Source organism: Lunatibacter salilacus, from assembly GCF_009797935.1.
Taxonomy (GTDB): Bacteria; Bacteroidota; Bacteroidia; order Cytophagales; family Cyclobacteriaceae; genus Lunatibacter; species Lunatibacter salilacus.
Map to the genome: position 1 here is coordinate 67,460 of NZ_VOLC01000007.1, position 26,828 is coordinate 94,287.

Below are 26,828 nucleotides of genomic sequence, written 5' to 3' on the forward strand. Positions count from 1 at the left end.
CAACTAACCCCCACCATTATTTACCTAAATCCTTCGGTGAATAACTATATAAAAATTCAAATAAATTTTAGTCAAAAAAGACCATGTTCCGTAAAATAAAAAATAACCTGCATTTTATTGCGTAGTAAAGTAGAAATCATCCGGCAGATTTAAATAAACTTTCTATATTCGCAGCATCAAAAACACAGCTGGAAAAATGAAAAAAAAGGCAGCAGTAATAGATATGGGCACCAATACTTTCCATTTGATATTGGTGGAATTTTGTGGTGATTCTTTTGAAACAATTTACAAGGAAAAAATTCCTGTGAAAATTGGTGAGGGAGGTATCTCCCACCGCACCATACTGCCTGATGCCCAAAAAAGAGCCTTTCATACCCTTGGCCATTTTCATAACCTGATCCAAGGTGAGCAAATACAACAGATCTCAGCTTTTGCCACAAGTGCGGTCCGGAATGCGACAAATGGCCTGGAATTTATCAAAGCTGTCCAGCAACGTTTCGGCTTCCCCGTTCAAGTCATAGATGGCGATCGGGAAGCCGAACTTATATATAAGGGCATCAAGCTTAGCGGAAGTTTGAACGAAGAATGTTCGCTGATGGTGGATATTGGTGGCGGATCGGTGGAATTCATAATAGGCAACGAAAGAGAAATTTTTTGGAAACAAAGTTTCGAAATAGGTGGGCAACGAATGTTGGACCTATTTCACTACCACGATCCCATCTTGCCGGATGAGGTCGACAAACTTAATGAATATCTTGGGGTCAAACTCTCCCAACTGCTTAGCGCAATTATACGTTATAAGCCTTCCCGCTTTGTAGGAGCGTCCGGTACCTTTGACACCTTGACGGACATCTACCTCGCAAGTGACAACGAAACAAGACACAAAAAACACTACGTTTATTCCATCCCAGTTTCCGATTTCCACACCATCGCCCGGCAACTTCTGACCTTAAATAAAACTGAAAGGCTGGAGATAAAAGGCATGATTCCTATGCGCGTGGATATGATTGTAGTGGCGTCATGCTTAATTTCCTTTATACTTCGGCATATTACTCCCACAAGGTTGTATTGCTCCACATACTCCTTGAAAGAAGGAGCCATAGCTGAATTGATGCAAAAATCCATTTCAAAAGATTCCCCGATCTTAGCCCAACAATTGAGTTGATCGGCTAAATAAAGCAATCGGTTAGACGCACCGTTTTCCTATTTGAACATAATTCCTTTTCTTACGCACACCATGCATACCTTTTCCTTACAACACTTAGAAACCTTTACCAAAAACATATTAGTAAAGATCGGTTGCCCGGAAAATGATGCCATCACCGCTACTAAAGTTCTTTTATCGGCAGATTTGCGCGGGGTGGATTCCCATGGAGTGGCAAGACTATCAGGGTATGTCAGACTTTGGGAGGTGAATAGGATCAACCCAACACCAGATATCAGGGTCGTGCACGAAACACCCAGTACTGCGGTTGTAGACGGTGATGGAGGTTTGGGGCTGGTGGTCGCTCCGTTTGCCATGCAAGTGGCGATAGAAAAAGCAAAAATCGCAGGTACGGGATGGGTGTCCGTACGTAATTCCAACCATTACGGCATCGCTGGCATACATGCCATGCAGGCGTTGGAACATGACATGATTGGGATTTCTTTGACCAATGCCAGTCCTCTTGTAAGTCCAACCTTTTCAAAGGAAAGACTGCTTGGTACCAATCCCATTTCTGTGGCCATCCCTGCGAAAGAGCAACCTCCGTTTGTATTGGATATGGCTACCACGACTGCGGCAAATGGAAAATTGGAGATCCTACAACGTAAACAACAGGAGGCACCATTCGGCTGGATACAGGATAAAGACGGAAAACCTACAAGCAGTCCAAATGGAGTAAGAGACGGTGGCGCCTTGCTACCATTGGGTGGTGACAGGGAACACGGATCTCATAAGGGATATGGTTTGGGAGCTGTGGTGGATATATTCTCTGCCGTACTTTCCGGTGCAAATTACGGACCCTGGGTACCTCCTTTTGTAGCTTTTTTAGAACCCCATCCCCATCCCGTAGGTGAGGGTCTGGGTCATTTCTTTGGCGCGATGCGCGTGGATGCCTTTCGGCCCGCTGATGAATTTAAAGCAAATATGGACACGTGGATCTCCCGCTTCAGAGAAGCAACTCCAGTTGACGGTCAGGAAAAGGTTTTGATTCCAGGCGATCCAGAACGGGAACTTGAGGCCGAACGTAGGCAAAAAGGTATCCCTCTACTCCCTTCCGTAGAAGCGGACTTAAAGGCCTTAGGTGAAAAATTCGGAGTGAGCTGGTAAGCGATCGTTAATCTGACCTATTTTTAAAAAGCGTACCCCAAGCTAACCCCTCCAAAAAGCAGCCAAAAACCGTTATGGTTGAAAAAAGGGGAAATATTTGTTCGAAATAGAAATCCGCCGTCCTCGGGGATTCTACGGTATCCAAAATTCAGCGTACCCATCAAAGCTGGTGTATCACCAGATTCCAAGAAGAAGTCGAAGTTCTTATTCACATAGTCTATACCTCCGGAAGAGTTCCGATCCCTAAAATAAATTAGCGTACCTCCGCCGCCTAATTCAAAAAAATGACGGTTTTTTCCAAATAGCTTGTTGAACTGAACAGGTACCGTAAGTAACCTTTCAGAATTATTGGAATTTCCTGTTGCATAGCCTCCTGCACCAACTCTCATGCCCCATGAATTGATGTCATTCTTATCAAACCTAAAATCATAATTGATTGAATAAGCTAACCCTGCTCCATAGAGTTCTGCGTAAACTGCCTTGGTTGCCGAATTCTGGGCTAACACACCTCCTTGAAAACCAAGAAACACAATAATACACAAACCAACCCTTCCCATCATTTCTTATCAAAAGGCATAACCGATACCTGCCCCAGCAAATAAAGGCCAAAAACCATTGCTGTTGTAAAGTGGCGTCAAGTTAATTTTCCATGATATCCCACCATCTACAGGGATTCTTCGGTACCCAATATTCATTGTTCCCATGCCGTTTGGCGAACCGTTTATGGGAAGCACAATTTCAGTCCGCTGTGGGTAGTAGGTACTGAAACATCCATTTTCATTACAGGTCCATTCATAATAATTTGACTTGAATGCCATGAAGGTTATGCCGGCCCCTATTTCAAAGTAATGCGGACCCTTTCCAAATAATTTGTTAATCTCGAAAGGCACGGAGAAAAACCCGGAGTCGTTGATCCAATACCCCCCGGCACCCACCTTCATCCCCCAAGAATCCATCTGACTTTTATCAAATCGAAAATCGTAATTGAACGTGTAAATCAAGCCAGCACCGCCTACCTCGAAATAGGCAGCTTGGTATGGCACTTTTGACGTATCTTGCGCATGGGCATCAAACAATGGCATTAGTGCTAGGGCAATAACAAAAATCTTTTTCATAATTAACTTTTAAAAGGCGTAACCAAAACTAACAGCACCGAATAAAGGCCAAAATCCAGTATGATTGAACAATGGGGTGAGGTTTGCACGAAAAGTAAATCCACCATCCTCTGGGATTTTCCGGTATCCCATATTCAGGGTACCCATGAAGGCCGGCGTATCTCCAGAATCAAGAATAAAGTTGAAGTTTTTGTAAACATAGTCATTATTCCCCCACGAGTTTCGGTCCCGATAATAAATGAATGTAGCCCCGCCGCCAAATTCAAAAAAGTGACGGCTCTTTCCCAACAGCCTATTAAACTGAACGGGCACGGTAAGTAACCCTTCGGAATAATTGCCGTCGTTTCTTGACCAGCCTCCTGCACCAACCCTCATTCCCCAGGAATTGATGTCCGACTTGTCAAACCTAAAGTCGTAATTAAAGGAATACGCCAAACCTGCTCCTCCCAGTTCGGCATAAATGGATTGGCTTGGTACCTCTTGCGCAAAAGAAAATCTCTGAAAACAAATCAACAAAATCCCAAATAAAACTACTCTTAGCATCATTTTTCCTCTCTAAATTAAGTCCAAAATTAAACAACAAACCCGAAACAATACACCTTCGATTCGACTAATAAATTGACTCGACCGATTAACTGAATATTAGACGGCAAAAAATGTTGCTTTGTTGAGAGTATTGATCGTTTTTTTCCAAATGATTCAAATCGCCTTTGAAAACTTAGCGTGATTTAAACTCCTCCCCTCTCCCATGTCCCGACTCCGGAGACTGTGTAAAAACAAAATCTCCCGCTGATCTCGCAGAATTACGCAGAGGATTTTAATGATTTATTGATATTTTATTTCATTATAACTGAAATAATTTATTGAAACAAATTATTGTACGTTGAAAATTTTTATAATTAGTCTTTTCACACAGCCTCTCCGGTCTTCCGTCTTCGATCTCCCTAAATATGAAACTGCTCCCTTATATTTTCCGTTACCACTTTGCCATCAAAGAGGTTAATAATACGGTGGGCATAATTGGCGTCGTGCGGGGAGTGGGTAACCATGACGATCGTAGTACCCTCATTATTTAGTTCCTCCAACAGCCTCATCACTTCTTCACCATTGGCAGAATCCAAGTTACCTGTGGGTTCATCGGCCAAGATTACCGCCGGCTTTGCTACAATCGCACGGGCAATGGCTACACGCTGCTGCTGTCCTCCTGATAGCTGCTGTGGGAAATGGTCTTTTCGATGCATGATGTTCATACGGGATAGTACTTCCTCCACTCTTCGTTTACGCTCATCTGCAGGAGTTTTCAAATAGAGAAGCGGCAATTCAACGTTTTCATAGCAGGTAAGTTCATCAATTAAGTTGAAACTTTGGAAAACGAAGCCAATGTTTCCCTTTCGAAGTTGTGAACGCTTTCTCTCAGAATACTTGGCCACATCTTGATCAATAAAATGGTATGCACCTTCGTCCGGATTGTCAAGCAAGCCGATGATGTTAAGCAAGGTTGACTTCCCGCATCCCGACGGACCCATGATGGCTACAAATTCCCCCTTCTGGATTTCAATATTGATACTGTCCAATGCGGTGGTTTCCACTTCTTCGGTGGTGTAAAGTTTTTTTAGATTTTCTGTTTTGATGATGTGCATGTTGGGTAGTTTGTTAGAGTAATTGTTTTTGTTAAGATTGTAGTTAGAAGTCCGAAGACCGGAGACCGAGGTTGGAAGACGGAAGACCGGAGACTGGAGACCCAAGTTTGGAGACGGAAGACCGGAGACCGACGTTGGAAGATGGGGGACGGTAGTTGACATTATTTGATGCTTTTTTTAAATCCTACCATCATATTCATTAGGTTGAAGGCTTCTTCGTATCTTAATTGAAATTCTTCTTCTTTTATATAATTCGTCCTTTTTGCTTTATGTAAACAGGTTACCACTTCTGCCAATGACCTAATCGAATATCCCATAAATTTCTTTTGCTCAGGTTTAGGTTGGCCTATCGAGCCTTCTGCGATATTGAGCGCAATTGAATCAGCAGCCCTTCTCGATTGCGTTGATAATCCGAACATTTCATAATTTGGAAACGTCAAAACCATTAAATGTATCTCCTCTCCATAATCCATCGCCTTTTGCCATATAATTAGTTTTTCAAATTTGAATGTCATATTCGTAAAAGGTTAAATCAAAATTTAAATGTCCTGTTCAATTTAACCGTTCTTTCTATGAGAATGAAAAATTCAATCCTCCGACCCCTCTTCCTTCCGTCTCCGATCTTCCCTCTCCGATCTTCCGTCTTCCTCCTCCGGTCTTCGCATCCTCCGTCTCCGGTCTTTTGTCTTCCTCCTACCTACTCTCCACTCCCTCCGTCCCTAAGCCCCGCCGTCTCCCCTCTTCCCTCTCCGGTCTTCTGCCTTCCATCTTCTTTCTCCCGACTTCGGTCTTCCTCCTACCTTCTCTCCAATCTCTCCGTCCCTAAGTCCCGCCGTCTCCCCATCTCCCATCTCTAAGTCCCTCCGTCCCAAACCTCCCGTCTTCAGACTTCGGTCTTCCTCCTACCTTCTCTCCAGTCTCTCCGTCCCTAAGTCCCGCCGTCTCCCGTCTCCCGTCTCCCGTCTTCCGTCTTCTGTCTTCCGTCTTCCATCTTCCGTCTAATTCAAATTCAACACCTCATTTTTACCAAAATTCTCATATCCACTTACAATTACTTTTTCATCAGGAGAAAGTCCTTCCAGCACCTCATAAAATTCAGGGTTTTTTCGTCCAAGGCGGATATTTCTCTTCTCTGCTTTGCCAGTGGCGGGATTGAAGACAAATACCCAATTGCCACCCGTATCCTTATAAAATCCCCCGGTAGGAAGCAAAACTGCTTGCTCACTCTCTCCCAGTTCCAGGCGAATACGGACTGTTTGTCCACGCCTGATACCTTCAGGCAATTCATCTGTAAATATCATATCAACCTCAAACCTACCTCCCGTTACATTAGGATATATCTTACTGATTTCTAGTTCATAAGAATTCCCGGCCAAAGAAAAAGATCCGTTAAGTCCTGTATAAACTCTAGGAAGATAAAGTTCATCTATCGGAACTTTGACTTTAAACTTATCCAAAATGTCTATCTGCCCATAGCGCTCACCCGGTGATATGGACTGCCCAACCTGAAGCTGTTCGGTAGACAATTGCCCAGAAGTAGGGGCTCGTACTGCCAAATTGTCCAAAATTCGTCCTACACCGTCTAATGATTGGTTCATCCTACTTTCTGAATCCTGAAGTTGCTGCTTTTGGGATACCCGGGAAATCGAGTCATTTCTATAGGCTTCATAAGTCAGTTTTCTGCGTTTGACATTGTAGTCATATTGCTCCCTCACTTCTTCAAATTCCCTTTCGGACACCAGTTTTTTCCCATAAAGCTCTTTGAAACGTTCATATTGAGGCTTGAGCAAACTAAGCTGGTAATCGATTTCAGCCAGTTGCCCTTGCTGACTCAGATCATTCTGGTCCAATTGCAGCCTGACTTGCCTTAAGTTGTTAATCTGAAAATAAAGCCCGGATTCGCGTTCCATTACCTCAAGTTGTAGTTTGGAATTTGAAAGCATTAGTATTGTATCACCTACCTCTACCAAGGCTCCGGATTCCCTTACCACCTGTTGGATATTTCCACCCTCCAATGCATCTAGAAAAAAAGTCTCTCCTGGTTCCAAGGTTCCGCTTACTGGAATATAGTCAGTAAACTCAGCTTCCCTAACTGTTGCCAACGTAATCCTTTCGATGGACACATTCATCGTGGACCTTTTGTCGGCAAAAGCCAGTTGATAAACGACAAATCCCATTAGGAGTGCGCCGCCTGATATCATAGCAATAAGTTTGGGGGTCCACGTCTTTTTCTCAAGTTTTCGATCCATCTCGGTAATCTAAATTCTTTTTGTAATTCCTCCTAAGCCAATATACATGCCATGAAAAAAACAGCCTAAAAACAACCAATTACGCATCTGTAAATTTTCCCCACCATTCATTTCGGACAAAATCGTCCGTCAGCGACCAAAATTGCAGCGTATCGGACTACAAACTTCTACTATTACCATTTTAAATTTGTTAAAAATACCGTAAATTTCAGGTATAGGACGATTGTGAGAAGATTTCCTATGAACTTTCTATTCGGTACATGTTTTGGACAGGGATCATACACAATTCATTATTTTACATGCTATAAATAAGATATTCGACACCTAATTTTTACCAATTATACATGAAAGATCAAAAACTAGGAAAAATTCTAATTGTTGATGATAACGAAGACTTATTAAAAGCAGCAAAAATTTTTCTAAAAAGGCATTTCGGCCAGGTTGACACCGAAACGAACCCGGGAATTTTGCCTGTATTGATCGTGAATGAATCATACGATGTCATCCTATTAGATATGAACTTCACGAAAGATGTCAGTAGTGGACAGGAAGGGTTTTATTGGCTAGACAGGATTTTGGAACTGGATTCTTCTGCAGTGGTTGTCCTTATCACGGCGTACGGTGACGTAAATACAGCCGTAAAGGCAATAAAGGAAGGTGCTACTGACTTTGTCCTAAAACCTTGGGAAAATGAGAAATTGCTGGCAACCCTACATGCAGCCCTACAACTCAGGCAGTCCAAACTAGAGATTTCCGAGCTCAAAAACCAACAGGAGCAGCTCTATAAGGACATTGACAGTAAGTTCAAAGACATTATCGGCCAAAGTCCCCTCATGGTGAAAGTGTTTGAAACGATAGACCGTGTAGCCGCAACCGATGCCAATGTACTAATTCTTGGAGAGAATGGAACGGGAAAGGAATTAATAGCGAGGGCCATTCACCGGCATTCCCGCAGGCACCGGGAAGCTTTTGTCGGGGTAGACCTGGGAGCGATTACATCCACACTTTTTGAAAGTGAACTCTTTGGCCATAAAAAGGGATCCTTTACCGATGCTAAGGAAGACCGGGCAGGCAGGTTTGAACAAGCTAACAAAGGCACCTTGTTTTTAGATGAGATAGGAAATCTACCCCTTCCTCTCCAGGCCAAATTGCTTGCTGCCCTGCAAAACAGGGAAGTAACCCGGGTAGGAGCCAATAAGCCCATATCGGTGAATATTCGACTCATATCCGCAACCAATATGGCTATCCATACAATGGTCTATTCCAATACCTTTAGGCAAGACTTGCTATACCGAATAAACACCATTGAAATAACTCTCCCCCCCCTCCGGGACCGCTTGGAGGATATACCCTTGCTGGCCAATCATTTTATAGAGGTATATGCCAAGAAATATGGGAAAGATATCCGAAAAGCAGGAGAAGCCTTAATAAAACGGATGCAAAAATATCACTGGCCGGGAAATATCCGGGAATTGCAGCACAGTATAGAACGGGCTGTTATCATGACAAATCACGGTGTATTACAACCTGAGGATCTCTTTATTCAAAAACAACTCAGCCCAGAAAAGCAGGAAGACCTAGTAAGTCTTGACCACCTCAATATAGAGGATGTGGAAAAAATCCTGATCAGAAAAGCACTGCAAAAGCATAACGGACATATTACCCGAGCCGCTGAAGAACTTGGACTTACACGATCATCCCTATACAGAAGGTTGGAAAGATATGGGCTTTAAATCATTTTTCGCAGGAATTGTCTGGAGGGTGCTAAGCGTGATTTTGTTTACGTTCGGGTTAGTATACACTTTCCTTGAGGAAGATTCTTTGATATTGTCGGTTATTTTTTTATTGCTTTTGATTGGGATGACGATGAATCTCATTTCTTACGGAAACACCACGAACCGAAAAATCACCCGATTTTTGGAATCGATTCGGTATTCTGACTTTTCCTCTACATTTACCAAAGACAGTAAATTGGGGAAATCGTTTCGGGAGATGAACCTCTCCTTCAATGAGGTGATCGACGCTTTTAAAAAAACGAGAGCAGAAAAAGAGGAACAAATGCTGTTTTTGCAGATCATGATCCAGCATATCAACACGGGCATACTCTCCTTTGATAGCAAAGGAAGGATTGGAGTCATCAACGGGGCTGCCAAGCAACTGCTTCAAATCCATCAGTTTAAAGACATTTATGATCTGGGCAAATTATCACCGGACCTTTTGGCCAAGGTGGTGGATTTAAAGCCAGGTGGATCGTTTTCTATCAATTTACGGTCAGACCTACACCTAAATGTCCAGTCTGCCGCATTCAAAATGGACGGAAACAGTTGGACACTGATTTCCTTCCAAAACATCAAAACAGAATTGCAAAAAAATGAGCTCCAAGCCTGGCAAAACTTAACCAAAGTCCTACGTCATGAAATCATGAACTCCATGACGCCCATAGCCAGCTTGGCCAATACATTGGGAATTATCCTCGAAGAAGATATTCAGGAGAAAGATGACGGAATGCTGGAACTGGACAGTGAATGTTACATGGATCTTTCAGAAGGACTTGGCACCATTTCCAAACGTAGCACTGGATTAGTAAATTTTGTAAATGCATACCGCGACTACACAAATATACCCCAGCCCATTTTGACCAATGTATCGGTAAAGCAATTATTTGACAATTGCCATGTTCTGCTGAAAGAAGAGCTTGCCAAATCTGGAATTAGCTTATCTCTTCAAATGAATCCCGCGGGGTTAGAAATTAGAGCTGACCAGGAATTAATCCAAATGATCCTTATTAATTTAATTAAAAATGCAAAGGAGGCCATGGCTCAGGCAGAAAACAAAGAAATACTCTTAACAGCAGGATTAGACGTGCAATCTATTCCCTTCATTCGGGTAACGGACCATGGAGAAGGGATAGTACCAGAAGCGCTGGAGAGAATATTCGTCCCGTTTTTCACGACCAAAAAGACAGGAAGCGGAATTGGACTGGCCATTTCCCGACAGATCATGAATTTACATCAAGGGTCGCTGGAGGTCCAATCCACACCGGGAAAACAGACTACCTTCCTTCTCCGCTTCGGATAATCTTTTATTCAATTTGAATATCCCCAAGTACGTAAGCCAACATAATTTGCTGAAAAAAGAGCGAATATTTTGCCTGAGCATTATCCGACTGGGCGGTGACCAATTGCTGGTTGGCCTGCGCCAAGTCCACGAAATTGCTTACTCCCAACCGGAAACGCTCTGAAATCGCTTCTTGGGCAAGTGTAGCGGCTTGCAATTGAACGTCAGTCGCTTCTTCCCGCTTGATGGCCCCGGAATAGTTCTCATAGGCTAATTTAACCTCCTGAAAAATTCGGCGTTCCAAAGCACCCAACTCCAATTGCTGATTTTGAAGGTTAACTCTGCTTCTTCCAATATTTGCTACCTGGTCAAAGTTGTTAAACAGGGGAATATTAAATGAAAAACCAATATTGCGTTGTGGATATACCCGCATAAACTGCTCCCTAAGCATCCTCTCGTCCAACGAGGTATAGAATGAACTGTATTCCATGAAAAGATTTAGTTGAGGAAACCTGGCGGACTTGGATACCGCCAACATCTTTCTGTTTGCCTGCTCCAAAACCTGTTGTTGCTTAAGATCCCGTCGCTGTAAAAGCGCTTCTTGATAAAGATCATGAAAGGGAAGCCTCAAATAGTTTTCAGTTGTATCATTCAGTGGAACCGGACTCAATACAGGAAAGGTTTCCTCCTCCAACTGCAGGGTTTCAGCCAGAATCCAAAGGCTACTTTCCCATTGAATCTTAGCCTGAACAGCTACAGACTCCAACCTAGCGACCTCCGCCTGTTGGTTATATAGGTCAGCTTGGGTTCTTAATCCTGTTTCCACAAAGCCATCAATCTGCCTCAACAGCATTTGCTGATTTTTCAAGTTTTCCAACGAGATTTGATACAGTTCCCCATCCAACAACGCCTGCAAATATTGCTGAGAGATTGTGAAAATCACTTCCTGGGAAGCTGCCACAAGCCCATGCTTACCAGCTTCCTCAAAATAAACGGAGGCTTGGGTCCGGTTGATTCTTCTGCCTCCATTATATATCGGCATTTGCGCTGATACCCGGGAGGAAAGAATATTGTTGATTTCATTGGTAACAATAACCTGTCCTTCCACCTGCTGGAATTGCTGTCCAATCTGGCGAAATGCGGAATTGGAAATATTCAGATTGGGTAAGTGTCCCAATTTAGCGTTAATTTTTTCCAACCGAAGCTGTTCCTGTTCGTTTTGGAGAGCTTGAAAGGTGATATTTTGTTTAAGCCCAAGCTGTACGGCTTCATTGAAATTGAGAAGTAAAGTGTCCTGAGCTACAAGACGAGTAACAACAGCCGCGTAAATAAAAAGGGTACAAAGAATTGGTTTCATGTGTTTATAATTGTTTTTCAATTGTCACATGGAATCTCGCCACAATAGTCATCCCTCCGTGCGTCGCTTGCGTCATGCTCGATTTCATATGTTTATAATTGTTCTTCAGTGGCCATAACTTGCCCCGGTTTATCGGGGTAGCCTGTCCCGATTCTCGGGAGAATCTCGCCATGATAATCATCCCGGTGGGTGGCGCTTGCTTCATGCCTGCCTGTCCGGTAGGCAGGCTCGATTTCATGTTTAAATTCGGATATCGTTGGCAATTTTACCGTCAAGCATTTCAATCAAACGGGTTCCAAAATCGGCGTTTTCCCTGGCATGGGTTGCCTGGATGATGGTGGTGCCTTCCTTGTTCAATTCCTGAAATACCTCCATGATTTCTTTTGCTTGTACAGAATGTAGATTTCCAGTCGGTTCATCGGCGAGCAAGACCTTGGGTTTTCCGGCAATTGCGCGGGCCACTCCTACAAGCTGTTGCTGTCCTCCGGATAGCTGTTCTGGAAATAGATCCTTCTTTGCCACCATCTGAAACCGATCCAACAGTTCAGCAATTATGCTTTTACGTTCTTGAGAGGATACATTTCTATAGAGCAACGGCGTCTCAATATTCTCATACACTGTCAGCTCATCAATTAGGTGGTAGGCTTGAAAAATATACCCAAACTCGGCCTTGTGTAATGCCGATCGTTGCTTTTCCTTCATCCCCCTGATTGAGTTTCCATCGAAGCTGTACTTTCCTTCATATTCCTGATCTAACAAACCAATAATATTGAGCAAGGTAGATTTACCAACCCCGGAGGGACCCATTAGGGTAATAAACTCTCCTTGATTGAATGTTAGATTGATGTTTTTTAAAATAAAAACCCGCTGAAATCGGGATTCAACGTACTTGTCTACTTCTTCAAGTTTGATCATTTTTCGTTAATATTTTAAATCCTGTATTCCCAGTATCATGCCATAACCCATATATCCAATTGAACTCTAAAAGGACATATTCGGAAAAGATAGCACCAATGTACCGTACAACTTTGGTCGCTGGCGAACATTTTTGTATTATGTTGCTCTGATGTTATTGTATTGTGTTGCAAGCGAATTATTCAATCTTTAAAACCTCCGAAGGGTTTTTATGGGCGACCTTTAAACCGTGAATGGATACAATCATCAATGCGAGAAGTGAAAGAAAAATCCCGGCAATAGCAAAAAGGTGAAAAGGCATGGGGATGCGGTACGCAAACTCCGACAACCACAGGTCCAGCAATAGCCAGGCTGGAATAATTCCCAACAAAACAGCCATAGAAATCAAAATCACATAGGATTTGGTAATACCAACAAGAAGTTGAAGCACACTAGCTCCCAATACTTTTCTAATACTGATTTCTTTGGTTTTCTTGGCGATGGTAAAGGATGTCAATGCAAACAATCCCAACAAACTAATCACAATAGCCATAAAAGAAGCCATGGATAGTATTTTGGTCAATTTGAGATCCGTTGCATAAAACGATTCCAATTCCCTGTCAAAAAAGCGGAATCCTTCTGTTTCCAAAGGGAAGTGTGTTTGTAATACGGCATCAAGTTCCGATTTTGCGATGGTCAGATTTTTCCCCTTACTAACCTTTACATTTAGGGTGTTGGAGTTAGTTGGCCTATAGTGGAAGATCATGGGGAGTATAGATTCTCTAAGCGTGCGGGTATGAACGTTGGGGACTACACCTGCCACTTCATATTCCTCTTCACCATAATTTAATATTCCTCCAATAATGTCAGTCTTTTGGATATTGGACAGTTGTTGGTAGAGTGTTTCATTGATCAGAAGCTGCTTGGAATGTGTACTAAGATTTTGACCTTGAACTATCTCTACACCGAACAAATCCATAAAATTTTCATCTATAGCCTTTACCTGAACAGAAAGCTGCGGTTTATCCGATAAAGCTCGGACTTCAACTATCGAGGTCCAGATCCCAGAGGAAGCCAACATGTCGCTTGCGAAACTAGACTGTTGGACGAAGGATTGCTGATTTATTGCTGTTTGCAAAGTCCGCTTTCCCTCGGGTGTCACCGAAGAATAGGGTAGCCTAACATAGAGTATTTGCTCTCTATCAAACCCCAATTCCTTATTTGTCAAAAAATCTACCTGACTGGAAACGGTTAATACAGCAACTACAAAGGCGATAGAAAATGCAAATTGTACAACCGTGAGGTTACGTTGAATGAAATATCCAAATGAAAAACCCTGTGGTACCTTCAAGTCTCTACTCAGCGTTTTTTTAGGTGAATAAGCTGATAACAGCAGGGCGGGAAATATGCCGGAGAAAATAGTCAATATTAAAAATAAACCAGTTACGAACATCAAACTCTCCGAGCTGCTGTAATTAATCACCATATCCGATGGAAGAAAATCATGAAAATAAACCGTTAAAAATTCACACCCTGCAATTCCTGCCCCGATCGAAAGCACCACTAGTAAGCCTGTCTCTGTAATCGATTGAAAGATTAACTGGGTTCTGCTACTTCCAAGAGTCTTTCTAATCCCCACTTCCTTGGCCCGTAGAATCGATTGAGCAGTCTCCAAATTGATAAAATTCAAACTAGCAAGCAGAAGTATTATTCCGCCGATCACTATCAACCCATATAGTACGACCCGACTTGCTCCAGGTCTGTCAAAATTCTGGTTGAAGTGAAGCTCTGATAATGGCAAAAGGGAAAATTGGGTGGCTATTCCTTCCTCCGATGCTAAATATTTAGCTATTAACCGTTCAAAATCCGGTGTTAAATCCTTTGGGGTTTTTCCTTCTGAAAGTTTCAAAAAAAGCTGCGAAGAGGAGTTTACATTATCCCATTGTTCTACATTATAAAAGTCTATATTCCTTTCTTGGTAAAAGTTACCAATTGACAAAAAATCGGTGAACACGAAGTCTGATTTTTCTTCAAAGTCCGCTACCACTCCAGCGACCTGTACGGTAAGTGTATCCAAAAAGAAATACTCCAAAAATTTACCAATGATTTGATTGGGGGATTGCTCCGGAAAGAACTTACTGGCTACTGACTCGGTTAATACCACTTGATTTAAGTCCTGAAGGGCAGTCTTAGGATTACCAGCCAACCATTCTCGTGGAAACATTTGCAGCAAAGCCGGGTCCGCATAGGTTACCTGCGTATGATTGGGATACCAGTAGTCGGTTTCAGGATTGCGGACATTTACATCCCACAATGTATAAAAAAAGGTTTTTTGTTCAATCCCTGAAACTTCATCTTCTATTACCTGTGCCAACGGAACAGGAACGCCGCCATTGGTTGCAGCTTCGCCGAGAAAGCTCGTCGTTGTATTGACCTGATAAATACGGTCCGAATCTTGATGAAACGTATCGAAAGAGTTTTCATGATAAACGACATGAAATACAACGGTGCAAACGGCAACTCCCAATGCAAGCCCGAATATGTGGACAAATGTCCGTAGGGGATTCCTCTTGATATTTCTAAATGCAATAAGCAGGTAATTTTTCAACATGGCAACCTTCCTTAGATATTTAGGAATAAGCTACTATCTGCATGCCATAAAAAACCATCCAAATGGCTATAAAAATAGACTTTGCCTAAACAACACCCATGAATCCCGATCATTTTTGGCCGTATTCGGACGATCATTAAATCGGATTCTATTGCAATTATAAAATCATTTTGGAAACAGTCTGTAAAATGCTTAGACATGCATCTAAATACTTGCGCTGTCAATACGCTGCAATTTTAGCCAAAAAGATCAGAACTCAAATATCGATCTCCCCTATCACAGGCAATGCAGACAATTATTCCTTCGGCTAATGTATTTGAGAGCTCTAGGGCAGCATGCAACGCTCCGCCACTACTCATACCCGCCAGGATACCCTCCTCTTTCGCCATTCTGCGTGTCATTTCCGTGGCTTGTTTTTCACTGACATCAATAATCTGATCAACTCTTTTTGCTTCAAAAATTTTGGGCAAAAACTCCGGAGACCAGCGTCGGATCCCGGGAATACTAGACCCATCTGTGGGTTGAGTCCCTACGATCTGAATAGCTGGGTTTTTCTCCTTGAGGTACCGGGATACACCCATGATCGTTCCCGTAGTACCCATGGCTGAGACAAAATGGGTCACATTACCCTTTGTATCTTTGTATATTTCAGGACCGGTGGTTTGGTAATGCGCCCAATAATTGTCGGGATTGGAAAACTGGTTCAACATGAAATAACCCTCATTCGCTGCCATTTCCTCCGCCAAGGTTCTTGAATATTCGATGGTTTTCTCGGCAGGGGTCAAAATAACACGGGCCCCATAGGCTTCCATGGATATGACTCTTTCTTTTGTAGAATTGTCAGGCATAATCAAAGTCATTTCCACTCCCAGTGTACAGGCCACCATGGCCAAGGCAATGCCGGTATTACCGCTGGTTGCTTCCACGAGCTTTGAGCCCTTTTTTATGTCTCCTCTATCAAGAGCAGATCGAATCATATTGTACGCAGCCCGATCCTTGACAGAGCCACCGGGATTTTGACCTTCCAGCTTACAAAAAATCTGCACGTTTGGATTGTTAGATATATGCTGCAAAGCAATCAAGGGAGTATTCCCTATCAATTCAAATAACTTCATAATTGGTATGGTTCTTAGCTAAAAAAAGAGGGTGTGACCTTTTTCAAGCTTCGTTTTTCAAAACGTAAAAATCCGTCAGGTTGGTAGATCCGTCGTAGATTTTTGTTTGGTAATAGATTTTGCTGTTGGGTGGAATACTCTTGGTTAACCACACATTACCTCCGACTACACTATCTTTACCTATTACGGTATTACCTCCGAGGATCGTAGCACCTGCATATATGACCACGTTATCTTCAATGGTCGGATGGCGCTTTTTATCGGCATCCTCCTTTTTCACACTTAGAGCTCCCAAAGTGACCCCCTGATAGATTTTCACATTATCTCCCACCTCGGTAGTTTCTCCGATTACAATACCCGTGGCGTGATCGATGCAGAAAAAGCGCCCTATTTTTGCTCCAGGGTGAATATCTACTCCAGTTTTGCTGTGCGCATATTCAGTAATCATACGTGGAATCAAAGAAATACCCATCGTATATAACTGATGAGCGATGCGATAGGCACATACGGCATAGAATCCCGGATAGCACCGAACAATTTCTGTCTTGGATTTGGCAGCAGGATCACCAGCATACATGGCATCCAAGTCTTCAAGTAACAATTGATAGATATTCCCAAGTGAGGAAAAAAATTTATCCGCTAGCTTTTCACCATCACCCGTTATGAGATTGGGGTTTTTGGTCAAAATCCCCTTTAACTGAACCAAAAGATCAAAGTACTTCATCTCCAAGTTTCCTCGCTCTTTAAGCGGTTCGTTGGCATGCTCTGGAAACAATACTCCCAACAATTCCTCAAAAAACCGCTTAATTACTTTTGGGGATGGGCATTCTGGGCATTTGTTATGGGCGGCATGTAACTGATCAATTAATGAGTCCATGGGGAAAGTCAGCAGGATGTGGGTTTTATTTAATATATGAAACCCACCCGGATTACATATGGTTCATTATATGGGGATCTTCTGTTGTCGTAGGTGAGGTTATATAATACGGTAATATTCATGCCGCCTCTATTTCCAAATGGAGAGAAATAACCAGCACCCACCATCAGCCCTGGAACCCAATCCCTTGTAAATACCACCTCAGTGGTATTCGGAATGGGGTTGGCAACTTCCACATTAAGAGCCTCATACTCCGCATGGGCAAAAATTTTGGGAAAGACATGGTATCGGTTGAAAAGTCTACCTCCATAAATGTGGGCTTGGGCATTTCGGTAAAACCTGTTGTTGAAATATTGATAGGTTGCCCCCACACCAGCAGAATACCTTTCTGTCAGCATTACCCCAGCCAACGGTGACACATCAACAAAGGTAATCGTACCAAACTGAACACTGAAATTGCCGCCATAATACATCCTCTCCTTAAGAGGGGGGGTTTCCTCCGGGTAAAATTCCCGTTGTCCATAGCTCAGGGAAGTGGAGAATGCGAGGAATAATAGAACCGGGGCGACCCCCTTCAGCCTCTTAATTTTATTTTTCAATGATAACATAAAGGTCTTCCGTTTTTCTTTTCATCAAATACCTTTCACGGGCAAACTTCTCCAAAAGTTCGTAATTACTCATCAATTCTTCGCGCTCGGCATTTACCTTATCCTTCCGCTCTTGGTAAAATTCCTTTTGCTTTTCCAATTCATGAAGTTTTGCGCGCAACTTAAAATGGCTTACTATATCGTTGGAGTCAATAAAAACCATCCACCCGATAAATAAAACGGTAAAAATGAAGTAGAAGTTTTTGGTGTATTTAAGGTATTTGCCCATCGTCTTCCTATATGTTTACACAAATATATGCAATCATAGTAATCTTAAAGGTAAATTGAGAGAATAATATCGTCAATTCCCACTACGCATGCGTGATAGCCAGAGATATGGATTTACTATTTTTCTTCCAATGGATAGTCCATAGGAAGCGAATCGGCCATCTTTTGCCACGCCCAGTATCCGTATAAGTGAAGATCGAGCGGATTTGATTCAAGTCCCGATGGATAGATGGTGATAGGAGAAATTAATCGAATGTTTGATACCGGAGTGTCAGCATATGGGCGATAGCCTCGTCGAAAGCTTCGCACATATTCTCTTGGGAGATTGCTGTTTACATAGGTTATTTGAAGATAATTTTTGAAATCCAGCTCTATTGCCCCATCCACCCTATTGCCATTGGCTCCTTGCCAACTTTTTCGATTTTTCTGGGTAGCTTTTCCTTTTCCACCAAAGCAGTAAGGGAATCTCTAAACAAACTATAGGAAAGTCCTTGTATCTCCTCTAACCGCTCCTTTGCCTCTTCAATGACATGATCTTCCGGTCTCTCTGGATTTGGAATCATTTCCACACTTCTCACTTCAAATCCCTCCTCGCTTAACGTTCCATCCCGGAGAGCTCTTTTAAAATGCATCCAAGATCCCAAGTAAGCTCTTTCCCTTGCTTTTGTCCATCGATTGACCTTGGACCTACCGCCGTCCAGTTCCTCATAGCTGGGATATCCCATGTAGTGAACGAGTCCTTCTTCGATATCATATTCAAAAGATGACAACAAGTATCTGATACGCAGTCCTAAGCCGTGATTTTCTATTTCCATAAAATCCGCACTCCTTACTTTGAGCGAACTTTCCTGCCCGTCTATAACGAGCACCGCCGGGTTTAGAATTTCACTGCGGATGCCATTCTCACTGTTGCCAAGGAAATGATATTGAAAAATCCTCACATTTTCGTACCACTCGCTGCTTCTAACCGCATTTACTTCCAATTCTTTCATTTCAACAACAAGCGGAGCAAGCTCAAACAGATATTTCGGAGATTTAGGGGTAAAATCAGCTTGGTAAACCAACCTTTCAAACCCTACTATGGAAACAACGATTTCATGAAAACCATCATTGACCATAAGTTCAAATTGACCGTTTTCAGCTGATACGGTACCCTGCATGGAGTTGTTGATAAAAACAGAGGCAAAGGGAAGAGGCTCTTTGGTAGAACCGTCAACGATTCGGCCTGAAATGGATACCTGCTGGGCATTGATGAAGTTGCCACCAATCAATAGAAAAAAAGCAATTGATACTGCTATTAGTTGTTTGAACATGACCTGATTTAAAAAAGGTACCTAAAACATCCTTCGTTACTTTACGGATGGTCAAGTTGAAGGATGTAGTTTGCCCGTTGAACGGTTAAAATCTTCCTTCTTGGTTTAATAGGCCACTTCAGCATGAATGCTGGTTTTTATGTTTTATCCATTTATATTGGATAAGTTTATTCATTAGTAATAGATGATGTCATTCATTACTAATGAATAATTGTTAACTTTGTAGGATCAAGCACAAGAGACATGCTAAGACAGGAAGAAATAAGTGGTGTAATAGATGCCCAAAAAGTAACGTTTTTGCAGAAAGGAAATGAAATACCAAGAAACGCATTGGCAGATGTTCCAATAGTGGAAAATTTCGCCACCATCATCACCGGAATAAGACGTTGTGGCAAAAGTACCTTGTTGTTACAATTACTAAATAAAAATTATGATGACGCATTGTACCTCAATTTTGAGGACATACGTCTTGCCGGTTTTGAATCTTCGGATTTTGTTCGGTTGCAAAAGGAAATAAAGCAGAGGCAGCAAAAGGTTTTGTTCTTTAACGAAATTCAATTGGTCGAAAAATGGGAAATAATCATTAACCAACTGCTTCGTGAGAGCTATACGGTATTTATAACAGGCTCAAATGCGTCGCTTTTGAGTAGGGAATTGGGAACTCACCTCACAGGAAGGCATCTTTCGATAGAGTTGTTTCCCTTTTCTTTTTCGGAATATCTTTCATTAAAACAGGCAAAACCAGATAGAAACACCTTACTCGATTATCTGCAAACCGGGGGGATGCCCGAATATGTCAAAAATAATCAGGTACTTATTTTAACGAATCTGGTTGAAGATATCATCGTGAGGGATATTGCCGTACGCCATGGGATAAGAGATGTTACCGCACTAAAGCAACTAGCTGTTTACCTGATCACCAATATAGCCCGGCCCGTTTCGGCAAACAAACTATCGGGAATGTTCGGCATAAAATCCACAACGACCATGCTCGAATACTTTTCTTTTTTCAGGGATTCGTACTTGCTTGAGTTTTTGCCACAGTTCAGCTATTCGCTCAAAGCCCAGGCAAGGAACCCTAGAAAAATATACACCATGGATACGGGGTTTATCAATGCCTTGTCCACTTCTTTCACAGAAGACAGGGGCAGGAAACTGGAGAACGTTGTATATTTGCATCTTCGTAGAAAGTACACCGATCTTTTCTTTTTCCAGGGAAAAGGAGAATGTGATTTTGTGGCTTTTTCAAAGGGAAAACCTAGGGAAATCATACAGGTTTGCTATCATATTAACGATGAGAATTTTGACCGAGAATATAACGGTCTTCTCGAAACAATGCGCTTTTTTGATAAAAAAGAAGGAGTGATTGTAACTTTGGAACAAGAAGACAGTTTTGAAAAAGATGGTTTTTCTGTGACGTTGCTGCCAGCCTTTGCGTTCCTGAAAAATGGTTGATATTAGAGAATAAACGGATGACTTCAATTTTCAGTCGCCTCAAACTGCCTGCTTTACTTTCACAAAGCGGCCCCCAACACTGTGTGGCAGCCTGAGGCTGGACACTTACTTTTTGTTATAAAAATACTTCAGCGAATTTCTAAAAACAACCAAAACTAAAAAAAAAGATTCCTGGAAAAACCAGGAATCTTTAATAATTAACGTTAGAAATACATTAAAATTTAGCTCCAGGGAAATAAGCAGAATCACCTAGTAATTCCTCGATTCTCAACAATTGGTTGTACTTGGCCATCCTGTCAGAACGGGAAGCAGAACCGGTTTTGATTTGTCCGGTGTTCAAGGCTACCGCAAGGTCGGCGATTGTTGAATCTTCAGTTTCACCGGAACGGTGTGACATTACAGACTTATACTTGTTTCGGTGACAAAGATCAACAGCGTTGATAGTTTCTGTCAACGAACCGATTTGATTTACTTTCACAAGCAAGGCATTGGCAATTTGCTTGTCGATACCTGTCTGCAATCTCTCTACATTTGTTACGAAAAGGTCATCACCTACGATCTGAATTTTGTCGCCAACCGCGTCAGTCATCATTTTCCAGCCATTCCAGTCGTCTTCATGCATACCATCTTCGATAGAATTGATCGGGTATTTGCTTACCCAGTCCTTCCAGTAGTCGGACATTTGCTGGGAAGTAAGTTCGTCACCAGTTGATTTTTTGAACACATACAAACCACGCTCTTCGTCATAGAATTCAGAAGAAGCTGCATCCATGGCGATAAAGACATCTTCGCCAGGTCTAAAACCAGCCTTTTCAATAGCCTGAAGGACTACTTCCACAGCTTCTACATTAGATCTCAAGTTAGGGGCAAAGCCTCCTTCGTCACCTACATTGGTTGACAATCCTTTGGATTTTAACACAGACTTGAGGTGATGGAAGATTTGGGTACCCATACGAAGAGATTCCGCAAAGGTCTCTGCGCCTACAGGCATGACCATGAATTCCTGAAAATCAATTGCATTATCCGCATGGGAGCCTCCGTTAAGAATATTCATCATGGGAACGGGAAGGGTATGTGCATTTACGCCTCCGATATATCTGAAAAGTGGTTGTCCTGCTTCCATGGCGGCTGCTTTGGCTACTGCTAAAGAAACCCCAAGAATCGCATTGGCTCCCAACTTGGATTTATTTTTGGTGCCGTCAAGGCTGATCATCAAGTTGTCAATTTGGTTCTGCTCGAACACATCAAATCCAACCAATTCAGGTGCGATGATATCATTGACATTGGAAACTGCTTTCAATACGCCCTTTCCCATGTAGACATTTTTGTCTTCATCCCGAAGTTCTACTGCCTCGTGTACGCCGGTAGACGCACCACTGGGCACCGCAGCCCTACCGAAAGCCCCGTCGTCAGTAAACACATCTACCTCTACGGTAGGGTTTCCTCGTGAGTCTAAAATTTGTCTTGCATGTATGGATTGTATTACTGACATAATAATAAAGGTTTATGATTTAGTTCTGAATTAATTGAATGAATTGGTCAAATAAATACCTGGAATCGTGTGGTCCAGGACTTGACTCAGGGTGGTATTGAACGGAAAAGGCAGGTTTGTTTTTAAGTTTTATTCCCGCTACCGTACCGTCATTTAAGTGAATATGGGTAATGTCAACCTCCTCACTTTTTTCTATGTCTTCCTTAGTCACTGAGAAGCCATGGTTTTGAGAGGTAATTTCACTTTTACCTGAAATTAGGTTTTTGATGGGGTGATTTAAGCCACGGTGTCCGTGGTGCATTTTGTAGGTGGAAACATTGCAGGCCCTGGCTAATAGTTGGTGCCCAAGGCAAATTCCAAAAAGTGGCTTGTTGAGATTCAAAATTTCCTTAATCGTATCAACCGCATAATCCATTACGGCCGGATCTCCCGGTCCATTAGATAAAAAATATGCGTCCGGATTCCAAGCTTCCATCTCAGACAACGAGGTTTTGGCAGGAAAAACCTTGCAATAAATACCTCGCTCAGATAGACACCTTAGAATGTTTCTTTTTATTCCATAATCCACACATGCCACTTTGATTGGGGCATTTTCATCTCCAAAGTAATAGCTTTCTTTGGTAGATACTTGAGAAGACAGTTCCAGTCCATTCATATCGGGAACTTTATCGAGTTCGCTTTGAAGCTCTTCGATGGTATCGATGGTTGAACTGATGATGGCATTCATGGCGCCTTTGGAACGGATATGCCTGACCAACATTCGGGTATCGATATCAGCAATTCCTGTAACACCATGTTCTTCCAAATAACTTTGTAAGGATTGTGTGGAATCCATTCTGCTATAGACATCTGAAAAGTCATTGACAACGATGCCAGCAATCAGAGGATGGCTTGACTCAGAATCTTCATCTATTACGCCGTAATTACCAATATGCGGAGTGGTGTTGACGATGATTTGACCTGTGTATGAGGGATCGGTGTAAATCTCCTGGTATCCTGTCATCCCAGTATTAAAACATATTTCACCGCCATTTGTACCGTCTTTTCCTACTAGCGTACCGTGAAACACGGTACCATCCGCCAAGAGAAGGGTTGCTTTTTTTCTATTCATAGTAAAACTTGGATGAACAAATTTAAGAATTTTATCAGTAAGAGATCGAATATTTTTGGAAAGGATACAAAAAAGGGATTGAACCTACGTCCAATCCCTCAAATTCTATGGATGAATCCGTCAGCATCAATTATTCAGCTTTCTTTTCATCTTTTGCATCTGTCTGATCTTCTCCCTCAGCAGAAGGCTGATCAGTTTTTGCAGTCTCATCAGTGGAATCTTCTACCACTTCAGCGGAAGGCTGATCGGCTTTAGAGGCCTTATCAGTTGGCTCATCCACTACTTCAGCAGTAGACGTCGCATCAGTTGAAGCAGCTGCTCCCGCTCCTCTTCTACTTCTTCTTCTAGTTGACTTTTTAGCCGGCTTGGCATCTTTAAGCATCAACTCATTGTAGTCTACAAGCTCGATGATACTCATTTCGGCATTATCTCCCAGCCTAAAGCCAGTTTTAATAATCCTTGTATATCCTCCCGGTCTGCTACCTACTTTCTCTACCACTTCTCCAAAAAGGATTTTGATGGCATCCTTATTCTGTAGGTAAGAGAATACTACCCTTCTGTTGTGTGTAGTATCTTCTTTCGCTCTAGTAATAAAGGGCTCAACGTATTTTCTCAGTTCCTTAGCTTTGGCCACTGTTGTGGAAATCCGCTTATGAAGGAACAGCGAACAAGCCATATTGGAAAGCATAGCTTTTCTGTGTGGCGCCGTCCTTCCAAGGTGGTTAAATTTCTTGCCGTGTCTCATTTTATTTTATTCTTCATCAAGTTTATACTTAGACAAATCCATTCCAAAGGTCAACCCCTTTTCTTGGATCAACTGCTCCAATTCAGCCAATGATTTCTTTCCGAAATTCCGGAATTTCATCATATCGGAAATTTCCAACCTGGCCAAATCTCCCAGAGTTTTAACATCAGCAGCTTTCAGGCAGTTATACGCCCGTACAGAGAGATCCAAATCACTCAATGAAGTCTTCAACAACTTCCTCATGTGCAGGTATTCCTCGTCAATAGGCTCAATGGCACCACTTCCAGGTGCATCGATCACCATTGTTTGGTCAGAGAACAACATGAAATGCTGAATAAGAATCTTGGCAGATTCCTGTAAAGCCTTCTCTGGATGAATTGATCCATCCGTAGAAACTTCCATAATCAGCTGCTCATAATCCGTCTTCTGCTCTACCCTGGTATTTTCTACCCTGTATTTTACATTTTTGATTGGAGTAAAGATGGCATCTATTGGAATGACTCCATATATCTGCTCCTTGGGCTTGGATTCTTCCGCAGGAAGGTACCCTCTGCCTTTTTCCACCACAAGTTCCACTTCCAGACTTTTCACATCGTCTAAATGACAGATGATCAATTCGGGATTTAGTATTTCATACGATGAGGTATGTTTTGCTATATCACCGGCGGTAAAGACAGCTTTGTTCTTCACCTCGACGGTTATTTTACTATCCGTGGCATCATGCAACTTTTTAAACCTGACTTGTTTCAGGTTTAGGATAATATCAGTAACATCTTCTACAACGCCTTCGATACTGGAAAACTCATGAACTACACCCGGCAGTTTGACGGAAGTAATGGCATAGCCTTCCAGGGAAGAAAGCAAAATTCTTCTTAGTGCATTACCAATAGTAACCCCGTAACCTTTTTCCAATGGCTTGAAAGTAAACAGACCGTGAAAATCGTCTGCCTTTTCCATTACCACTTTTTCCGGCATTTGAAATGCTAATATGGACATATCGTTAGTTCTTTTAAGGTCGGGAAGTTTATTTTACTTTGAATAAAGTTCAACAATGAGTTGTTCTTTAATATTCTCAGGGATATCCTCTCTTACAGGAATACTTACGAATTTTCCACTAAAGGAAGTACCGTCCCATTCCAACCATGAAAAACGGTTGGCGGCGCGGCCTCTTAGACTTTCCGTGATGGCTTCCAAGGATTTTGAACGCTCACGAACAGCTATAACATCACCTGGTTTTAAGGTATAAGAAGGAATGTTTACCAACTCACCGTTTACCAGAATATGCTTATGGGAGACCAACTGACGGGCACCTCTACGGGTAGGCGCAATACCCAACCTGTAAACGGTGTTGTCTAATCTGGCTTCCAACAGTTGCAACAGGTTTTCACCAGTTACCCCTTTTTTCCTTGAGGCGATATTAAACATCTTTGCAAATTGTCTTTCCAATATGCCGTAGATGTATTTCGCTTTTTGTTTTTCCATCAACTGGATGGCGTATTCAGACTGTTTCTTCCTTCTACCTCTTCCGTGCATTCCCGGAGGGTAATTCTTTTTCTGAAGTACTTTACCTTGCCCTTCGATCGGTTCGCCGAATTTCCTGGCAATTTTTGCTTTGGGACCTCTATATCTAGCCATGCTATGTATTCTTCTTTAAATTAAACTCTTCTACGTTTTGGAGGACGACAACCGTTGTGCGGTAGCGGCGTCACATCAACAATCGTAGTAACGTCAATTCCTACATTTTGCAAAGTTCTGATAGCAGACTCCCTTCCCGCACCGGGACCTTTTACAAATACTTCTACCTTTCTAAGTCCAAGGTCATATGCTACCTGCCCGCAGTTTTGGGCTGCCATTTGTGCAGCATAGGGAGTATTCTTCTTGGAACCTCTAAATCCCATTTTTCCGGCAGATGCCCAAGAGATTACCTGACCTGAATTATTGGTAATAGAAATGATGATGTTATTGAATGAAGCTTTGATGTGGGCTTGACCTACCGCTTCAACCTTAACAACTCTTTTCTTACTTTTTGTCTTATCGTTTCTTTTCTGAGCCATGATCTAAATCAAGATTTATTTAGTTGCTTTTTTCTTGTTAGCAACAGTCTTTCTCTTACCTTTTCTGGTTCTGGCGTTATTCTTGGTTTTTTGACCGCGAACGGGAAGACCTTTTCTGTGTCTCAACCCACGGTAACAACCAATATCCATTAACCTTTTTATACTCAACTGTACCTCTGACTTCAAAACACCTTCTGTCTTAAATTCTTCAGCAATTATGTTTCGTATAGCGGTAGACTCATCGTCATCCCACTCACCTGCTTTTTTGTCATATGAGATACCAGCCTTGGCCAAAATAGCCTTGGCAGCGCTCCTACCGATACCGTAAATATAGGTAAGGCCTATCTCACCGCGCTTGTTGTCCGGAATGTCAACACCTGCAATTCTTGCCATAGTAATTAACCTTGTCTTTGTTTAAACTTAGGATTCTTTTTGTTGATCACGTAAAGCTTTCCCTTTCTTCGGATCACTTTGCAATCAACGCTTCTCTTTTTAATAGATGCCTTTACTTTCATGATTGTATCCAATTTGACGGGACTCGTACACCTTTGCCCCAA

General features: G+C 42.3%; 29 protein-coding genes. 5 read left to right on the top strand and 24 right to left on the bottom strand.

Going from position 1 to position 26,828, the window contains the following annotated elements; translation table 11 throughout:
* Nucleotides 1–196 precede the first annotated feature (196 nt).
* Complete coding sequence (locus FQ608_RS11050) at nucleotides 197–1,165, top strand: Ppx/GppA phosphatase family protein (protein WP_158858298.1); 969 nt, start codon at nucleotides 197–199, stop codon at nucleotides 1,163–1,165.
* 72 nt (nucleotides 1,166–1,237) lie between these two features.
* Nucleotides 1,238–2,311 (top strand): Ldh family oxidoreductase, encoded by a 1,074-nt coding sequence (locus FQ608_RS11055; RefSeq protein ID WP_158858299.1) that lies wholly within the window; start codon nucleotides 1,238–1,240, stop codon nucleotides 2,309–2,311.
* 23 nt (nucleotides 2,312–2,334) lie between these two features.
* Here the strand turns inward: FQ608_RS11055 and FQ608_RS11060 are convergent, their stop codons facing one another.
* The 7 genes from FQ608_RS11060 to FQ608_RS11090 all read right to left on the bottom strand — a co-directional run bounded on the left by FQ608_RS11060 (nucleotide 2,335) and on the right by FQ608_RS11090 (nucleotide 7,315).
* Complete coding sequence (locus tag FQ608_RS11060) at nucleotides 2,335–2,871, bottom strand: hypothetical protein (protein ID WP_234364172.1); 537 nt, start codon at nucleotides 2,869–2,871, stop codon at nucleotides 2,335–2,337.
* A 6-nt stretch (nucleotides 2,872–2,877) separates the two neighbouring features.
* The gene (locus tag FQ608_RS11065; protein WP_234364173.1) at nucleotides 2,878–3,426 is read right to left on the bottom strand and encodes a hypothetical protein; all 549 of its coding nucleotides are present in this window, start codon (nucleotides 3,424–3,426) and stop codon (nucleotides 2,878–2,880) included.
* Between the two features lie 9 nt (nucleotides 3,427–3,435).
* The gene (locus FQ608_RS11070; RefSeq protein WP_234364174.1) at nucleotides 3,436–3,972 is read right to left on the bottom strand and encodes a hypothetical protein; all 537 of its coding nucleotides are present in this window, start codon (nucleotides 3,970–3,972) and stop codon (nucleotides 3,436–3,438) included.
* Between the two features lie 398 nt (nucleotides 3,973–4,370).
* On the bottom strand, nucleotides 4,371–5,066 hold the full coding sequence (locus FQ608_RS11075) for an ABC transporter ATP-binding protein (protein ID WP_158858492.1): 696 nt from the start codon (nucleotides 5,064–5,066) through the stop codon (nucleotides 4,371–4,373).
* Between the two features lie 161 nt (nucleotides 5,067–5,227).
* Nucleotides 5,228–5,581, bottom strand: coding sequence for a four helix bundle protein (locus FQ608_RS11080; protein ID WP_158858300.1), 354 nt, complete (start codon nucleotides 5,579–5,581; stop codon nucleotides 5,228–5,230).
* Between the two features lie 204 nt (nucleotides 5,582–5,785).
* Nucleotides 5,786–5,938 carry a hypothetical protein gene (locus FQ608_RS11085; RefSeq protein ID WP_158858301.1) on the bottom strand — a complete coding sequence of 51 codons (153 nt, stop codon included), beginning with the start codon at nucleotides 5,936–5,938 and terminating at the stop codon, nucleotides 5,786–5,788.
* Between the two features lie 126 nt (nucleotides 5,939–6,064).
* Nucleotides 6,065–7,315, bottom strand: a complete 1,251-nt coding sequence (locus FQ608_RS11090) for an efflux RND transporter periplasmic adaptor subunit (RefSeq protein ID WP_158858302.1) — start codon at nucleotides 7,313–7,315, stop codon at nucleotides 6,065–6,067.
* A gap of 344 nt (nucleotides 7,316–7,659) precedes the next feature.
* On the opposite strand from FQ608_RS11090, the gene FQ608_RS11095 reads away from it, so the two are divergent.
* Both FQ608_RS11095 and FQ608_RS11100 read left to right on the top strand, forming a co-directional pair.
* Entirely contained in the window at nucleotides 7,660–9,048 is a 1,389-nt protein-coding gene (locus tag FQ608_RS11095) for a sigma-54-dependent transcriptional regulator (protein ID WP_158858303.1), read from the top strand.
* Nucleotides 8,996–10,393 (top strand): sensor histidine kinase, encoded by a 1,398-nt coding sequence (locus tag FQ608_RS11100; RefSeq protein ID WP_234364175.1) that lies wholly within the window; start codon nucleotides 8,996–8,998, stop codon nucleotides 10,391–10,393. The genes FQ608_RS11095 and FQ608_RS11100 overlap by 53 nt, the downstream gene beginning before the upstream one ends.
* Nucleotides 10,394–10,397: 4 nt before the next feature.
* Here the strand turns inward: FQ608_RS11100 and FQ608_RS11105 are convergent, their stop codons facing one another.
* The 9 genes from FQ608_RS11105 to FQ608_RS11145 all read right to left on the bottom strand — a co-directional run bounded on the left by FQ608_RS11105 (nucleotide 10,398) and on the right by FQ608_RS11145 (nucleotide 19,414).
* Complete coding sequence (locus tag FQ608_RS11105) at nucleotides 10,398–11,729, bottom strand: TolC family protein (RefSeq protein ID WP_158858304.1); 1,332 nt, start codon at nucleotides 11,727–11,729, stop codon at nucleotides 10,398–10,400.
* A gap of 92 nt (nucleotides 11,730–11,821) precedes the next feature.
* A complete protein-coding gene (locus tag FQ608_RS11110; RefSeq protein WP_158858305.1) occupies nucleotides 11,822–11,992 on the bottom strand; it encodes a hypothetical protein in 171 nt (56 codons plus the stop codon).
* Nucleotides 11,970–12,644, bottom strand: a complete 675-nt coding sequence (locus FQ608_RS11115; protein WP_158858306.1) for an ABC transporter ATP-binding protein — start codon at nucleotides 12,642–12,644, stop codon at nucleotides 11,970–11,972. Before FQ608_RS11115 ends, FQ608_RS11110 begins: the two co-directional genes overlap by 23 nt.
* A gap of 178 nt (nucleotides 12,645–12,822) precedes the next feature.
* The gene (locus tag FQ608_RS11120) at nucleotides 12,823–15,234 is read right to left on the bottom strand and encodes an ABC transporter permease (RefSeq protein ID WP_158858307.1); all 2,412 of its coding nucleotides are present in this window, start codon (nucleotides 15,232–15,234) and stop codon (nucleotides 12,823–12,825) included.
* A 236-nt stretch (nucleotides 15,235–15,470) separates the two neighbouring features.
* Nucleotides 15,471–16,349, bottom strand: a complete 879-nt coding sequence (gene cysM / locus FQ608_RS11125) for a cysteine synthase CysM (RefSeq protein WP_158858308.1) — start codon at nucleotides 16,347–16,349, stop codon at nucleotides 15,471–15,473.
* A 43-nt stretch (nucleotides 16,350–16,392) separates the two neighbouring features.
* Nucleotides 16,393–17,226, bottom strand: coding sequence for a serine O-acetyltransferase EpsC (gene epsC, locus FQ608_RS11130; protein ID WP_158858309.1), 834 nt, complete (start codon nucleotides 17,224–17,226; stop codon nucleotides 16,393–16,395).
* A gap of 29 nt (nucleotides 17,227–17,255) precedes the next feature.
* Nucleotides 17,256–17,834: a hypothetical protein gene (locus FQ608_RS11135; protein WP_158858310.1), complete on the bottom strand. Its 579-nt coding sequence runs from the start codon at nucleotides 17,832–17,834 to the stop codon at nucleotides 17,256–17,258.
* Complete coding sequence (locus FQ608_RS11140; protein ID WP_158858311.1) at nucleotides 17,815–18,102, bottom strand: FtsB family cell division protein; 288 nt, start codon at nucleotides 18,100–18,102, stop codon at nucleotides 17,815–17,817. Before FQ608_RS11140 ends, FQ608_RS11135 begins: the two co-directional genes overlap by 20 nt.
* A gap of 370 nt (nucleotides 18,103–18,472) precedes the next feature.
* The gene (locus FQ608_RS11145; protein WP_158858312.1) at nucleotides 18,473–19,414 is read right to left on the bottom strand and encodes a carboxypeptidase-like regulatory domain-containing protein; all 942 of its coding nucleotides are present in this window, start codon (nucleotides 19,412–19,414) and stop codon (nucleotides 18,473–18,475) included.
* Nucleotides 19,415–19,657: 243 nt separating this feature from the next.
* Between FQ608_RS11145 and FQ608_RS11150 the strand changes: the two genes are divergently transcribed.
* Entirely contained in the window at nucleotides 19,658–20,869 is a 1,212-nt protein-coding gene (locus FQ608_RS11150; protein ID WP_158858313.1) for an ATP-binding protein, read from the top strand.
* 214 nt (nucleotides 20,870–21,083) lie between these two features.
* Here the strand turns inward: FQ608_RS11150 and eno are convergent, their stop codons facing one another.
* From eno to rpmJ, 8 genes are all read right to left on the bottom strand, one after another.
* Nucleotides 21,084–22,361, bottom strand: coding sequence for a phosphopyruvate hydratase (gene eno, locus FQ608_RS11155; protein WP_158858314.1), 1,278 nt, complete (start codon nucleotides 22,359–22,361; stop codon nucleotides 21,084–21,086).
* Nucleotides 22,362–22,380: 19 nt separating this feature from the next.
* Nucleotides 22,381–23,472, bottom strand: a complete 1,092-nt coding sequence (gene carA, locus FQ608_RS11160) for a glutamine-hydrolyzing carbamoyl-phosphate synthase small subunit (protein ID WP_158858315.1) — start codon at nucleotides 23,470–23,472, stop codon at nucleotides 22,381–22,383.
* Nucleotides 23,473–23,602: 130 nt separating this feature from the next.
* Nucleotides 23,603–24,217: a 50S ribosomal protein L17 gene (rplQ, locus tag FQ608_RS11165; protein WP_158858316.1), complete on the bottom strand. Its 615-nt coding sequence runs from the start codon at nucleotides 24,215–24,217 to the stop codon at nucleotides 23,603–23,605.
* Nucleotides 24,218–24,223: 6 nt separating this feature from the next.
* Nucleotides 24,224–25,213, bottom strand: coding sequence for a DNA-directed RNA polymerase subunit alpha (locus FQ608_RS11170; protein WP_158858317.1), 990 nt, complete (start codon nucleotides 25,211–25,213; stop codon nucleotides 24,224–24,226).
* Nucleotides 25,214–25,246: 33 nt separating this feature from the next.
* On the bottom strand, nucleotides 25,247–25,852 hold the full coding sequence (gene rpsD, locus FQ608_RS11175) for a 30S ribosomal protein S4 (protein ID WP_158858318.1): 606 nt from the start codon (nucleotides 25,850–25,852) through the stop codon (nucleotides 25,247–25,249).
* Between the two features lie 20 nt (nucleotides 25,853–25,872).
* On the bottom strand, nucleotides 25,873–26,271 hold the full coding sequence (gene rpsK, locus FQ608_RS11180) for a 30S ribosomal protein S11 (protein WP_158858319.1): 399 nt from the start codon (nucleotides 26,269–26,271) through the stop codon (nucleotides 25,873–25,875).
* Nucleotides 26,272–26,286: 15 nt separating this feature from the next.
* Nucleotides 26,287–26,664, bottom strand: a complete 378-nt coding sequence (gene rpsM / locus FQ608_RS11185) for a 30S ribosomal protein S13 (protein ID WP_158858320.1) — start codon at nucleotides 26,662–26,664, stop codon at nucleotides 26,287–26,289.
* A 5-nt stretch (nucleotides 26,665–26,669) separates the two neighbouring features.
* Nucleotides 26,670–26,786 (bottom strand): 50S ribosomal protein L36, encoded by a 117-nt coding sequence (rpmJ, locus tag FQ608_RS11190; RefSeq protein ID WP_009034194.1) that lies wholly within the window; start codon nucleotides 26,784–26,786, stop codon nucleotides 26,670–26,672.
* Nucleotides 26,787–26,828 lie beyond the last annotated feature (42 nt).

Coding starts and splice junctions, on each gene's coding strand:
- FQ608_RS11050 (WP_158858298.1), top strand. CDS start 197: ATGAAAAAAAAGGCAGCAGTAATAGATATGGGCACCAATACTTTCCAT.
- FQ608_RS11055 (WP_158858299.1), top strand. CDS start 1,238: ATGCATACCTTTTCCTTACAACACTTAGAAACCTTTACCAAAAACATA.
- FQ608_RS11060 (WP_234364172.1), bottom strand. CDS start 2,871: ATGATGGGAAGGGTTGGTTTGTGTATTATTGTGTTTCTTGGTTTTCAA.
- FQ608_RS11065 (WP_234364173.1), bottom strand. CDS start 3,426: ATGAAAAAGATTTTTGTTATTGCCCTAGCACTAATGCCATTGTTTGAT.
- FQ608_RS11070 (WP_234364174.1), bottom strand. CDS start 3,972: ATGATGCTAAGAGTAGTTTTATTTGGGATTTTGTTGATTTGTTTTCAG.
- FQ608_RS11075 (WP_158858492.1), bottom strand. CDS start 5,066: ATGCACATCATCAAAACAGAAAATCTAAAAAAACTTTACACCACCGAA.
- FQ608_RS11080 (WP_158858300.1), bottom strand. CDS start 5,581: ATGACATTCAAATTTGAAAAACTAATTATATGGCAAAAGGCGATGGAT.
- FQ608_RS11090 (WP_158858302.1), bottom strand. CDS start 7,315: ATGGATCGAAAACTTGAGAAAAAGACGTGGACCCCCAAACTTATTGCT.
- FQ608_RS11095 (WP_158858303.1), top strand. CDS start 7,660: ATGAAAGATCAAAAACTAGGAAAAATTCTAATTGTTGATGATAACGAA.
- FQ608_RS11105 (WP_158858304.1), bottom strand. CDS start 11,729: ATGAAACCAATTCTTTGTACCCTTTTTATTTACGCGGCTGTTGTTACT.
- FQ608_RS11115 (WP_158858306.1), bottom strand. CDS start 12,644: ATGATCAAACTTGAAGAAGTAGACAAGTACGTTGAATCCCGATTTCAG.
- FQ608_RS11120 (WP_158858307.1), bottom strand. CDS start 15,234: ATGTTGAAAAATTACCTGCTTATTGCATTTAGAAATATCAAGAGGAAT.
- cysM (WP_158858308.1), bottom strand. CDS start 16,349: ATGAAGTTATTTGAATTGATAGGGAATACTCCCTTGATTGCTTTGCAG.
- epsC (WP_158858309.1), bottom strand. CDS start 17,226: ATGGACTCATTAATTGATCAGTTACATGCCGCCCATAACAAATGCCCA.
- FQ608_RS11135 (WP_158858310.1), bottom strand. CDS start 17,834: ATGTTATCATTGAAAAATAAAATTAAGAGGCTGAAGGGGGTCGCCCCG.
- FQ608_RS11140 (WP_158858311.1), bottom strand. CDS start 18,102: ATGGGCAAATACCTTAAATACACCAAAAACTTCTACTTCATTTTTACC.
- FQ608_RS11145 (WP_158858312.1), bottom strand. CDS start 19,414: ATGTTCAAACAACTAATAGCAGTATCAATTGCTTTTTTTCTATTGATT.
- FQ608_RS11150 (WP_158858313.1), top strand. CDS start 19,658: ATGCTAAGACAGGAAGAAATAAGTGGTGTAATAGATGCCCAAAAAGTA.
- eno (WP_158858314.1), bottom strand. CDS start 22,361: ATGTCAGTAATACAATCCATACATGCAAGACAAATTTTAGACTCACGA.
- carA (WP_158858315.1), bottom strand. CDS start 23,472: ATGAATAGAAAAAAAGCAACCCTTCTCTTGGCGGATGGTACCGTGTTT.
- rplQ (WP_158858316.1), bottom strand. CDS start 24,217: ATGAGACACGGCAAGAAATTTAACCACCTTGGAAGGACGGCGCCACAC.
- FQ608_RS11170 (WP_158858317.1), bottom strand. CDS start 25,213: ATGTCCATATTAGCATTTCAAATGCCGGAAAAAGTGGTAATGGAAAAG.
- rpsD (WP_158858318.1), bottom strand. CDS start 25,852: ATGGCTAGATATAGAGGTCCCAAAGCAAAAATTGCCAGGAAATTCGGC.
- rpsK (WP_158858319.1), bottom strand. CDS start 26,271: ATGGCTCAGAAAAGAAACGATAAGACAAAAAGTAAGAAAAGAGTTGTT.
- rpsM (WP_158858320.1), bottom strand. CDS start 26,664: ATGGCAAGAATTGCAGGTGTTGACATTCCGGACAACAAGCGCGGTGAG.
- rpmJ (WP_009034194.1), bottom strand. CDS start 26,786: ATGAAAGTAAAGGCATCTATTAAAAAGAGAAGCGTTGATTGCAAAGTG.